At 51.3% G+C, this 11860-nt stretch carries 14 protein-coding genes; all 14 read left to right on the top strand.

Annotated elements, in window-relative coordinates:
- Positions 1 to 289, top strand: a 289-nt coding sequence (locus tag ENN66_06175; protein HDS16187.1) for a dihydropyrimidine dehydrogenase, incomplete at its 5' end; no start/stop codon positions are given.
- Between the two features lie 494 nt (positions 290 to 783).
- On the top strand, positions 784 to 1176 hold the full coding sequence (locus ENN66_06170; protein HDS16186.1) for an NADH-quinone oxidoreductase subunit A: 393 nt from the start codon (positions 784 to 786) through the stop codon (positions 1174 to 1176).
- A 35-nt stretch (positions 1177 to 1211) separates the two neighbouring features.
- Positions 1212 to 1748 carry an NADH-quinone oxidoreductase subunit B gene (locus tag ENN66_06165; protein HDS16185.1) on the top strand — a complete coding sequence of 179 codons (537 nt, stop codon included), beginning with the start codon at positions 1212 to 1214 and terminating at the stop codon, positions 1746 to 1748.
- The gene (locus ENN66_06160) at positions 1618 to 2253 is read left to right on the top strand and encodes an NADH-quinone oxidoreductase subunit C (protein HDS16184.1); all 636 of its coding nucleotides are present in this window, start codon (positions 1618 to 1620) and stop codon (positions 2251 to 2253) included. Before ENN66_06165 ends, ENN66_06160 begins: the two co-directional genes overlap by 131 nt.
- Positions 2253 to 3407, top strand: coding sequence for an NADH-quinone oxidoreductase subunit D (locus ENN66_06155; GenBank protein ID HDS16183.1), 1155 nt, complete (start codon positions 2253 to 2255; stop codon positions 3405 to 3407). The genes ENN66_06160 and ENN66_06155 overlap by 1 nt, the downstream gene beginning before the upstream one ends.
- A 129-nt stretch (positions 3408 to 3536) precedes the next feature.
- On the top strand, positions 3537 to 4505 hold the full coding sequence (nuoH, locus tag ENN66_06150; GenBank protein ID HDS16182.1) for an NADH-quinone oxidoreductase subunit NuoH: 969 nt from the start codon (positions 3537 to 3539) through the stop codon (positions 4503 to 4505).
- Positions 4502 to 4981, top strand: coding sequence for an NADH-quinone oxidoreductase subunit I (locus ENN66_06145; protein HDS16181.1), 480 nt, complete (start codon positions 4502 to 4504; stop codon positions 4979 to 4981). Before nuoH ends, ENN66_06145 begins: the two co-directional genes overlap by 4 nt.
- Complete coding sequence (locus tag ENN66_06140) at positions 4981 to 5511, top strand: NADH-quinone oxidoreductase subunit J (GenBank protein ID HDS16180.1); 531 nt, start codon at positions 4981 to 4983, stop codon at positions 5509 to 5511. Before ENN66_06145 ends, ENN66_06140 begins: the two co-directional genes overlap by 1 nt.
- Positions 5507 to 5818, top strand: a complete 312-nt coding sequence (gene nuoK / locus ENN66_06135) for an NADH-quinone oxidoreductase subunit NuoK (protein ID HDS16179.1) — start codon at positions 5507 to 5509, stop codon at positions 5816 to 5818. The genes ENN66_06140 and nuoK overlap by 5 nt, the downstream gene beginning before the upstream one ends.
- Before the next feature lie 26 nt (positions 5819 to 5844).
- Positions 5845 to 7338, top strand: a complete 1494-nt coding sequence (locus ENN66_06130; protein HDS16178.1) for a monovalent cation/H+ antiporter subunit D family protein — start codon at positions 5845 to 5847, stop codon at positions 7336 to 7338.
- Positions 7335 to 7604: a hypothetical protein gene (locus ENN66_06125; protein HDS16177.1), complete on the top strand. Its 270-nt coding sequence runs from the start codon at positions 7335 to 7337 to the stop codon at positions 7602 to 7604. The genes ENN66_06130 and ENN66_06125 overlap by 4 nt, the downstream gene beginning before the upstream one ends.
- Complete coding sequence (locus ENN66_06120; protein HDS16176.1) at positions 7594 to 9360, top strand: Na(+)/H(+) antiporter subunit D; 1767 nt, start codon at positions 7594 to 7596, stop codon at positions 9358 to 9360. The genes ENN66_06125 and ENN66_06120 overlap by 11 nt, the downstream gene beginning before the upstream one ends.
- 84 nt (positions 9361 to 9444) lie before the next feature.
- Positions 9445 to 11058 carry an NADH-quinone oxidoreductase subunit M gene (locus ENN66_06115; GenBank protein ID HDS16175.1) on the top strand — a complete coding sequence of 538 codons (1614 nt, stop codon included), beginning with the start codon at positions 9445 to 9447 and terminating at the stop codon, positions 11056 to 11058.
- A 62-nt stretch (positions 11059 to 11120) separates the two neighbouring features.
- A partial coding sequence (locus ENN66_06110) for an NADH-quinone oxidoreductase subunit N (protein ID HDS16174.1) occupies positions 11121 to 11860 on the top strand: 740 nt, incomplete at its 3' end.

Below are 11860 nucleotides of genomic sequence, written 5' to 3'. Positions count from 1 at the left end.
CGGCCGCCGGCGGCCGCAGCCGGTTGCCGGTTCTGAGTTTGTGGTTGAGGTTGACACGGTGGTGGTGGCTATCGGTAATGGTCCGAATCCCCTGGTGCCGTCGACGACCCCGGATCTGAAAACCAATCGTTGGGGCAATATCGTGGCCGATCCGGAAACCGGTGCGACCAGCATGCCCGGAGTTTATGCCGGCGGTGATATCGTGACCGGTGCGGCGACGGTGATTCAGGCCATGGGGGCCGGTAAAAAGGCGGCGGCGGCAATGCATCAGTATTTAAGCGGCAAGTAGAGGTGTTTTGATTTTGTGAAAATGCCCGGCTCTGTGGATGCCCATGGAGTTCGGGACGTTTTTTATGTTGAGTGGTTAGAAAAACGGCAACCTAATAGGTTGCCGTTTTTCTTTTTTTTGTAAGGTCGCTGCGGGGTGAGGAAAAAATCTGAGCTTGGTCCGGTCTGGGAAAGGTTCAGGGCGGGGCCGCCGGAAGGGTGATTGTGGTACGTTGTTTTATTGGGCCGCGCATTTTTTGTATGCATTATTCAATATGAGCTAAGGTTTGATTATTGTTGCTCTTTACAATCCAGCGAAATTGTTAATTTTTTCTCGTTATCGAGAGCTTTAAAAAATTCTTGACAATGAATATTTTCTGGATTATGTCTTTGCCGCTTTTTCCATTCCGGTTGTTTTAAAATGGTTTTGGGGCAGAGGTCGGGGCTGACGCACCGTTACCGGTAGCGGGTCCCCCTGGGCTCTTAAAGTCGTCGACTCCAAAGAGGGGGTTGTAAATGCCTGCGCCGCATGTTCTTGATTTCGTCTATATCATTGTGATTCTGGCCGGTGGTATTATTGCCGGATTTGCTCCCTTCGTTATTTCCGATATTTTTCGCCCTCGGACAATTAATAAAAAGACCCTGCTCACCTATGAATGCGGCATGGACCCTTTCGGCTCGGCCTGGGACATTCGTTTCGGGGCGGCTTATTATCTCTATGCCCTGATCTTTTTGGCGTTTGATGTCGATATTCTTTATCTTTTTCCGGTTGCTGCCGCCTATGACCGGGTTTCGGGGTGGCAGGGAGTGCTGGAACTTTTTATCTTTGTTGGCATTCTGACCCTGGCGGTTGCGTATGTGTGGGTTAAAGGAGTTTTTACGTGGGCGATCAAACGAGAGGAAAATTAAACGTTCACTCCTATGCGGCTGAGTTGCAGGCGCGGCTGGAAAGGGGGGAGCCGGGAAATCTGGTGGTTCATGATCCTGGGCCGCTGGTCAGGCATAAGCTGGCGGATGAGATTTTCAATCTCTGCCGGGCTAATTCACTCTGGCCTATGACGTTTGGCCTGGCCTGCTGCGCTATCGAAATGATGAGTCTGGGAATGGCGCGTTTCGATATTTCCCGTTTCGGGTCAGAGGTCTTTCGCCCGTCGCCCCGACAGAGTGATCTGATGATTGTCGCCGGGACGGTCAACAAGAAGATGGCTTCCGCGGTGATGACCCTGTATGACCAGATGCCTTCGCCCAAGTGGGTTATCGCCATGGGTAACTGTGCTATTTCCGGGGGGCCTTTCGCGGTCGAAGAAAATTATAACGTGATCGAAGGGGTCGATAAACTGATTCCGGTTGATGTCTATGTTCCCGGTTGTCCGCCCCGGCCCGAGGGGTTGCTTGAAGGGATTCTCAAACTTCAGGAGAAGATTACCGGGGTCCGTCATCCGTTCCCTCAGAGGAAGATATCCGATGCACCCAGCTACTGAAAAACTTATCGGGGCCCTGCGCAGCGAGCTTTCGCTTGAGGTTCGCCCCTGCGATTATTATCAGCGTGGCTACCACTATGAAATCGAAGTGGAAGCCGGTCAGTTAAGGACATTGGCCGCGATTCTTTTGCAGGAAAAGATGTTTCTGGTTTTTGTCGGCGGACTGCATGTTAAGCCGGCCATGCGGATTATTTATCAGTTCGCCAGTTATGAGCGGGCTTGTCGTCTACTGGTCAGAGTGCCGGTGGCGGCTGATAATTCCTTGCCGACAATCTCCGATATCTATCAGGGGGCTAATTGGCACGAGCGGGAAACCAGGGATTTTTATGGGGTCAATTTTGTCGGTCATCCCTATCTCAAACCCTTGATTCTGGCCGAGGAGGATGTTGATCTCAAGCCGTTGCTTAAAAAAGAAGCTGATCTTAAGGATCTGGCCGAAGTGAGTTGGACCGCGCCGGAAGCCGCAGAGTCTAAAACAGACCAGAAAAGGGCGGAACTGAGCTGATGAAAATTGCCGTGGAGAATAACCGGAATCGGGCTGATCTTGTACCGGCGCAGGATGTTCCGCTGGACAATCATTACTATCTTAACATGGGCCCTCAGCATCCCAGTACGCACGGGGTCCTGCGGGTTTTGCTGGAAATGGACGGCGAGTATGTGGTGGAGGCGCAACCGGTTCTCGGGTACGGCCATCGCATGCAGGAAAAAATGGCCGAGCACAAAAACTGGATGGCCTTCATGCCGAACACCGGACGGATGGATTACGCCGCAGCCCTGCCCTATAATCACGGATTTGTCGCTCTTTTCGAGCGGCTTTGCGGGATTGAAGTGCCGGCTCGGGCCGAGTATATCCGGGTCATCACTTCCGAGCTGAATCGGATTGTCAGTCATCATCTCTGGCTGGGAGCCTTCCTTCTGGATCTGGGCGCCTTTACGCCGATTCTCTATACCTTTGACGATCGTGAGCAGGTCCTTGATATTCTTGAAGACGTTACCGGGTCACGGCTGACTTACTGTTATTTCCGGGTGGGTGGAGTCTGCCGGGATATCGACGACAAATTCGTTGAACGTACCCGGGCCTTTATCAAGCGGCAGCGGGAGCGCTTCGAGGTGTACAATAAACTGGTTACCGGTAATATCATTTTCATCAAAAGGGCCGAGGGGGTCGGGGTGATTTCGGCTGACATGGCCATGCGTTACGGGGTTACCGGGCCGGTTCTGCGCGGCTCCGGAATCGCTTACGATATTCGTAAAAATGAGCCTTATTCTATTTATCCCCAGCTCGACTTTGAAATTCCGACCGGAACTAACGGAGACTCTCTTGACCGCTACATGGTGCGTTTGCAGGAGATTGAGCAGAGCCTGCGTATTATCGAACAGGCTCTGGATCAGCTGCCGAAGGGACCCTGTCTCGGCAAGGTGCCGAAAAAACTCAAACTGCCCAATGGTGATGGGAGTTTTGCGGTAGAGGCGGCTCGGGGGGAGTTGACTTATTATCTGGTCAGCGGCGGCGGCGAGATTCCCTATCGCTTGAAAATCAGGGTGCCGTCCTATTCCAATCTGAGTGTGCTGCCCGAGTTGGGACGAGGCATTCTGCTGGCTGACCTGGTTACTTCCATGGGCAGCATGGACCTCGTAATTCCGGAGATTGACCGTTAGAATCAAGGTTGAGGGCGGGCTGGTTTTGTCTAAAGTCGCTGATGTGAGTCCGGCATCGTCCATCGTCCGTTAAACCCAACTGCAAAGGCTTTTTACCTGTATCGGTTCTTCTAGACTGGAGTAAGCGTTATGCCCCCTGAGTTATTACGCATGATCAGCGCCGCGGTTTTGGTGGTGGCGTTTGTCTTTCTCAATGCCATGTTGCTCGGTTACATGGAGCGAAAGGTTTCGGCTCATATTCAGCGTCGTCCCGGTCTGATGGAAGTCGGTCCGCACGGGGTTCTGCAGCTGCTGGTCGATGGTCTGAAACTGATCGGTAAACAGTTGGTGGTGCCTGAAGGAGCCCACCGATTTCTGTTCCGCTTAGCTCCATTGCTTTCTTTTGCTCCCTGCGTTCTGCCTTTTGCGGTAATACCCTTCAGTCGTAAAATTCAGGCTGTATCCATGGATGTCAGCCTGATTTTTGTCCTCGCTATGACCTCGATTAATGTTATCGCCATTCTTGTGGCCGGCTGGGCTTCAAATAACAAATATTCCCTGTTTGGTACCTTTCGCTCCGTCGCCCAGGCGGTCTCCTACGAGATTCCAATGCTGCTTTCCCTGCTTGCAGTGGTTTTGATGACCAGTACTTTCAGCTTGCAGGGGATTATTGCAGCGCAGAAATATTACTGGTTCATCCTGGTTCAGCCGGTGGCGTTTATTATCTATTTTATTTCGGGTCTGGCGGAGACCAACCGCGCCCCCTTTGATATGCCGGAGGCCGAAAGTGAGCTGACTGCCGGCTTCCATACCGAGTACAGCGGTATGGGATTCAGTTTCTTCTTTCTCGCCGAATACGCCAATATGTTTACGGTTTGCTCGATCGCCACCATTTTATTTCTCGGGGGGTGGAAAGGGATTCCGTTACCATTTGGCGACTATACCGGAGTCATCTGGTTTCTGCTCAAGGTCTATGGCTTGCTTTTTTTCATGATCTGGATTCGCTGGACCTATCCCCGGGTGCGTTTCGACCAGCTGATGACTTTTTGTTGGAAATATTTGATTCCTTTTTCTCTGGCTAATCTTCTTGTCACCGCAGTAGTGGTTAAACTGATATGAATAATCGAGGATATTTCGGAGAACTTTGGTTCGGCGGCAAGAGTCTGCTGATCGGTCTGAAAGTAACCTTCAAGGCGATGCTGCAACCCTTGGTGACGGTCCAGTACCCGCGCCAGAAATGTGACATCACGCCCAACTATCGTGGGCATATCGAATTGGTTGTGAATCCGGACAGCGGAATCTGCGACTGTATTGTCTGTGGAATGTGCGCCCGTTCCTGCCCCTCCGGCTGTATTGCGGTCGAAGGTGAAAAGAAAGATGGGGAAAAAACCAAAACCCTGACGGTCTTCGCCCTTGATTTTACCAAGTGCAGCCTCTGCGGCAGTTGTGTTGAAGCCTGTCCCAAAGGGGCGATTGACTATTCACAAGACTATAACATCGCGGGCTTCAGTCGGGAAGAGTTTCACTATGATCTGATTGCGCGGCTTCAGCGCCGGCAGCAACAACCTCATGCCGCGTCCGCCGGAGGCAACTGATGGCTTACGGAATTTTAACTGAGATTTTTTTCTACCTTTTTCTGCTCCTGATTGGCTTCGGGGCGCTGGTGGCCGTCAGTTCCCATATCCTGATAAAAGCCGTGATGGGGTTGGCAATGGCTATGTTCGGAGTGGCCGGTCTCTATCTCTATCTCAACAGTCCCTTTCTTGCTTTGATGCAGATTCTGATTTACGTCGGCGCCGTCTGTATTATGATAGTCTTCGGGATCATGGTCGGCTATACCCCCAGGCAGTTGGCGGAATATGCCATTGGTCCTGAAAATACGATTCTGGCAGTGATTACCGTCCTGCTGACTTCCGGAGTCCTGTTGTTCGGTCTGGCGCGCACTCAGTGGGTAAAGGCCGCCGGGGCGGGCTCCGGGGATTACAGTCTGGCTTTCCTCGGAAAAACGCTGGTGAATCGTTTTGGTTTGGCTTTTGAACTAATTTCGGTAGTTCTGTTAATCGCGATAGTCGGAGCCGTGGCGATTACCTGGAACGGAAAACGCAGGGGGCTGAAAAGTGATTAGTGGTAACCTTCATACATATCTGGTTGTTGCCGTGGTCCTGCTTTGCCTGGGGTTGTACGGGATGATGCAGCATCGCAGCCTGATCGGCATGCTGATTTCGATTGAGTTGATTTTGAACGGCGCCGGTTTGAATTTTATGGCCTTCAATCGTTTTCTGGCGCCGGACCCGGCCGTGGGGCAGATTTTTGCTTTGTTTATTATGGGCTTGGCCGCAGCTGAAGCGGCGATTGCCGTAAGCTTGATTTTTGCCGTCTACCGTAAATATAAAACATCCGATCCGGAGCAGATCAGCGATCTGCGCGGCTAAGCGGGGACAAGAGGTATTTCTTGAATATGGATACGATTATTACCAGTAAAATCCTGCTCACCTCCGCCCTGCCGATGTTGACGGCTCTGCTGGTCATGTTTTCCGGCAAAAGACCGAACCTCAGGGAATCCTGGTCGGTAATCGGAGCCCTGCTGACCTTTCTCTCGGTACTGACGCTGTTGCCGCAGATTCTCAGCGGTGGAACTTATGAATACACCCTGGCGACCCTTTATCCCGGGGTCAATATCAAGTTTCATCTTGATGGACTCGGTATCATGTTTGCCGGTACGGCCTCCTTTTTATGGATTCTCGCCGGTTTTTACTGTGTTGGTTACATGCGCGGCCTCAATGAACATGCCCAAACCCGTTTTTATGTCTGCTATGCGGTTTCGGTCGGTGGGGCCATGGGAGCGGCTTTTGCCGGTAATCTTTTCACTTTGTATCTCTTTTATGAAATCATTTCCATCTTTACCTATCCCCTGGTCGCTCATCATCAGGATGCCGAAGGTTACGAGGGGGCGCGCAAATATATAGTCTATCTGATGTTTACCTCGAAAGCCTTTCTCCTGCCGGCGATGGTGATCATTTATCATCAGTGCGGCACCCTTGATTTTTGCTACACCGGTATCCTGGACGGAATTTTTCCGGCTGGTGCCAACAAACTGCTGGTCACGGTTTCGTATTTACTCTGTCTTTTCGGCTTTGCCAAAGCCGGGATCATGCCGCTGCATAACTGGCTGCCTTCAGCCATGGTGGCTCCAACCCCGGTCAGTGCTTTGTTGCATGCGGTAGTGGTTGTCAAGGTCGGAGTTTTTTCGACCAGTCGCGTCATGCTCTCGGTTTTTGGCGTGAAGCTGCTGCAGGATCTCAATTTGGGAATCTTTACCGCCTATTTTGTTTCTTTTACGATTGTTACCGCCTCGATTATCGCGTTAAGTAAAAGCAATCTCAAGGCCCGCTTGGCCTATTCGACCATCAGCCAGCTTTCCTATATAATCCTGGGGGTCGCCATGCTGACCCCCAATGGAATTACCGGCGGGCTTATTCATATCGCCAACCATGCCTTTGCCAAGATTACCCTGTTTTTCTGCGCCGGGGCGATCTTTGTCGCCAGCGGCAAAAAGGATATCAAGGAGCTTGGGGGCTTCGGTTATCGCATGCCGATTACCATGATGGCGTTCGGGATTGCCTCGCTGAGTATGATCGGAGTACCTCCGTCCAGTGGTTTTGTGACCAAATGGTTTCTGGCTTTGGGATCCATGGATCTTAAAAGTATTGGTCTGCTGATCGTTCTTTTGGCCAGCAGTCTGCTCAACGCCGGCTATTTCGTGCCGATTTTTCACAAGGCCTTTTTCGGAAAGCCGCTACTTGCCGATGAAGGTTTGAGCGGCAGTCTGGAAAATCAGCCAATGATCATGCTGATGGTTGTGCCGTTGCTGATAACCAGTATCATCTCGGTGGTGCTTGGTGTCTACCCCGATCTTTTTCTTCGGATTATCAATACAATGGTGGGGTCATGATGGTTACGCTTCTAAGTTTGCTGCGGGCTCATGTAAAGGCTCTGAAGTGGGTCTTTTTCGCCTTTCTACTGGGAACCCTGCTCTATGATTTCCTGGTTGAAAGACATCATCCTCATTTCTGGGGCGACTCCGTCATTGGCTTCTGGGCGTTGTTCACGATTTTGGGCTGTCTCGGAATGATAGTGTTTTGCAAGGGGCTTTCGCACGTCTGGCTGGCTCAGCGTGAAGATTTCTACGATAAAGAGGATACCGCTAATGATAAGTAGCACTATCTTTCTCCATCCGGCCTCCTTCTTTATAGTCGGGGCCCTGTTGCTGCCGTTTTTTAGTCGCTTTAAACTGCAGAAAGTGCTTCTCCTGGCCGTCCCCCTGCTGGCTTTCTGGCAGATTCATGCCTTGCCGGAGAGTTTTGGGGTCTGCCATTTCATGGGTTTTGAGCTGGTTTTCGGTAAGGTCGATAAATTGACCTATGTTTTTCTCCATGTTTTTACCCTGATGGCGGTGATCGGCTCGGTCTACTGTCTCCATGTCAAGGAAACCGGGCATCATATGGCCGCCTTTTTGTACGTTGCGGGTTCTCTCGGGACTACGCTGGCTGGTGATTACCTGACTATTTTTATCTTTTGGGAGCTGATGGCTTTTGCCTCGACCTTTCTTATCTGGTATCGCAAGAAAAAACGTTCAATCGAGGCCGGCTATCGTTACTTGTTAGTGCATACGGTCGGCGGCCTTATTCTGTTGGCCGGCATTTTCCTCAGATATCAGCATTGTCATGATCTGACCTTTACCAGGATTGCCGTAGAAGGGGCGACCATGGCCGACTATCTGATCATGATCGGTTTCATGCTTAATGCCGCAGTACCTCCTATTCACGCCTGGCTTCCGGATGCCTATCCGGAAGCAACCGTGACCGGAGCTGTCTTCATGTGTGCCTTTACCACCAAGACCGCCGTCTATGTTTTGGCTCGCGCCTTTCCGGGTTTTGAAGTTCTGGCCGTCATGGGGGCAATCATGACCCTCTACGGGGTCGGCTATGCGGTTATCGAGAATGACGCGCGCCGCATTCTGGCCTACCATATTGTCAGCCAGGTGGGCTATATGGTCTGCGGAATCGGGATCGGCACGGCCATGGCGGTCAACGGAGCCTGTGCGCACGCCTATGCGCATATCCTTTATAAAGCCCTGCTTTTCATGGGGGTGGGTGCGGTTCTGGAAATGACCGGCAAATCCAAGCTCAATGAGCTGGGTGGGCTTTATAAACGGATGCCCTGGGCCATGTTTTTCACGGTTATCGGCGGGGTTGCGATTTCCGGTTTTCCTCTGACCAGCGGTTTTGTCAGCAAGTCCATGATTATTGCGGCCGCCGGCGAACATCATCGGGTTTTTCTTTTGCTGATGCTCAGTCTGGCCGCAGTCGGCACCTTTCTCTCGGTTGGAATTAAACTGCCGTACTTTATCTGGTTCGGCAAGGATTCCGGAGTTGAAGCCAAGGAAGCGCCCTGGAACATGAACCTGGCCATGGTCTTTGCCGCCTTTATGTGTATTTTTCTGGGCGTCTACCCGGAATATCTGTACCGGATGCTGCCCTTTGCGGTGGATTACCATCCTTATACCGCTTATCATCTTTCGGAAACCCTGCAGATTCTCGGTTTTACCGGGCTGGGCTTTTATCTGATGGTTAATTATCTGCACCCGGAGCCCAAGAGCAATCTTGATGTTGACTGGTTTTACCGCAAAGGATCCCTGGTTTTTATGTGGGTGGCCTGTAAACCGATTAGTCTTGCCAACGACTGGGTCGGTGAGGTTTACAGAACCGTCGGGTTACGTTTTACCAAGGCGGTGGCCAAAGCTCTTTCTTGGTTTGACTGGGAGGGCATTGATTGGGCGGTTGACGGGTCCGCCAAAGGGGTTGTGCAAAGTGGAGATCAGATGCGCAGTCTGCAGACCGGGAAGCTTCAGCACTATGTCGGCGGAGCGGTAGCCGCTCTGATGATTGTTTTACTGGTCGTGGTTTTTCTCTGAAAGTATCCGCCCAGGTTATCCTGCCGGAAGGCAGCGCATTTGTTCGATAGATATTTTATCAATCTCTGAGAGAATACTATGCACATGGAAAAATATCTGATTCTCAACACCCTGAGCTATCCGGTGCTATCGGTGATCATGGTGGTTCCACTGTTCGGCGCCCTCCTCAGTCTTCTGCTTAAGAATGAACAACGGCTCAAGGTATTCGGTATGTTCGTGACCTTGTTGACTCTAGTACTGTCGTTGCCGCTCTACAGCTGCTTTGACCTGCATACCGCCAAATACCAATTCGCCGAATTAAGGGCCTGGTTTCCGCTGCTTAATCTGGATTATGTGGTCGGAGTCGATGGTATCAGTGGACTGCTGGTGTTGTTGACGACCTTGATTATGCCTTTCTGTGTTCTTTGTTCCTGGCGGTATATCGGTAAACGCGTCGGTGAGTTTATTTTTGTCATCCTGGTCATGGAAACCGCCATGATCGGGGTCTTTGTCAGCCTTAATACCGTGCTTTTTTATATCTTCTGGGAAGCGATGTTGGTTCCCATGTTTCTTTTGATTGCCGTCTGGGGCGGGGCTCGCAGGGACTATGCTTCGATCAAGTTCTTCCTCTACACCCTGTGCGGCAGTATCTTTCTTTTGGTCGCCATCGTCGCGCTTTACATCAAGACTGGAACCTTTTTCATCCCTGCCCTGATGGACCATGAGTTTTCCTTTGCCTATCAGATGTGGATTTTTCTTGCCTGCGCCCTGGCCTTTGCCATCAAAATCCCAATGTATCCGCTTCACACCTGGCTGCCGGCCGCCCATGTCGAGGCCCCGACCGCTGGAAGTGTCATTCTCGCCAGTATTCTGCTGAAAATGGGAGGTTACGGTTTTCTGCGCTTCTGTCTGCCGATGGCTCCGGCAGCCACGGTGTACTGCATGCCCTATTTGATCGCGCTGTCGTTGATTTCGATTATCTTTGGCGGTTATCTGGCTCTGGGGCAGACCGATATCAAAAAACTGATCGCCTATTCCAGCGTCGGCCACATGGGTTTTGTTACCCTGGGGATTTTTCTGCTCAACGACCAGGGACTTAAGGGTGCTATCCTGCAGATGATCAACCATGGGATCACCACGGGTGGGCTGTTTATCATGGTCGGGATGATTTACGAGCGCACTCACAGTCGCGAGATAGCCGATAATTCAGCGCTGGGAATGCTGATGCCGGTCTACGTTACCTTTCTCGGGATTTTTTCGTTATCATCGCTGGCCTTTCCGGGAACCAACAGCTTTGTCGGGGAGTTCCTGGTGTTGCTCGGAGCTTTCAAGCAGAGTTCGCTTGTCGGTTTTCTTGCCATTCCCGGCGCTATTCTTGCGGCGGCATACATGCTGCGGCTCTTGCAGCGTATGGTCTGGCATGATTCCGATGGACACGGCCATCATCACGAGGGTGAGGAGGGAGATAAAGCCCACGCTCACGCTCTTGTCGATCTTGATCTCCGGGAAATTATCATAGTAGTTGTGCTTGCCGGGTTTGTTTTCTGGATCGGACTTTATCCAGCTCCCCTGCTGAAGTTTATGGATGCCAGTGTCGCTCATCTGTTGGAACAGCTGGCGGCCGGCGGGATCCATCTGCCGGCGGGCGGGGGGGGGCACGCCGAATCGCACGCCCTGCTCGAACTCGGGAGTTGGTTTAAACAGGTTATGCCCTTTTAGCCGCTGGAAAGAAGCGTTTAGCCTTGGCTTAAGGGAAGGCTGTTATTCATTTTTAATAGGTAATGCGCATGCAAATAAACCTGATCCTGCCAGAAATTGTTCTGATTGTCACCGTCCTGATGTTGTTTGCGGCCTCTTTGCTAAAACGTAAAGGAAAAGTGAAAGCTGCCATTGTCATGGCTGGCTCCGGCCTTGCCTCTGCGCTCACGCTTCTATCCCTTTTCTGGTCAGGAAGTCTTTTCTGCGGGGCTTATCAGATAGATGTTCTTTCCCAGTTGAGTAAATTTTTTCTGACCGGCGGCCTTTTTCTGGTTTCCTACATGTCTAGAGATCTGGCCGGGATTGAAGAGGAAATGCGGAATGAGTTTTCTTTTTTTCTGTCACTGAGTACACTGGGGTTGGTGATGATGAGCAGCGCAGTTGAGCTGCTGACGATACTGGTCTGTCTCGAGATTTCTTCATACGCACTTTATGTGGTGATCTCATTTCGTCTCAATCCGGGGCAGCGTCAAGAGGTTGAAGCCGGTATCAAGTATGTAATTTTCGGGGCTGCGGCGACCGGTATCTCGTTGTTTGGGTTAAGCTATGTTTTCGCCTTCTGTCATTCCACTTATTTGGTTGAGATCAGCCGGCAGATGCCGGAAATTATCGGAGCTCAGTCTCTGGCCGTAATCGGAATGGTTCTGCTGCTCAGCGGCTTTTTCTATAAGTTGGCCATGTTTCCAATGCATGCCTGGACTCCTGATATTTATCAGGGAGCCTCCAATGAGACCACTGCTTTTATTGCGACCTTACCCAAAAT

This window comes from Pseudomonadota bacterium (assembly GCA_011049115.1).
Taxonomy (GTDB): Bacteria; Desulfobacterota; Anaeroferrophillalia; order Anaeroferrophillales; family Tharpellaceae; genus DSCM01.
Note: the sequence above shows the minus strand (reverse complement) of the source record. Positions and strands in the feature narration are given on the sequence as shown.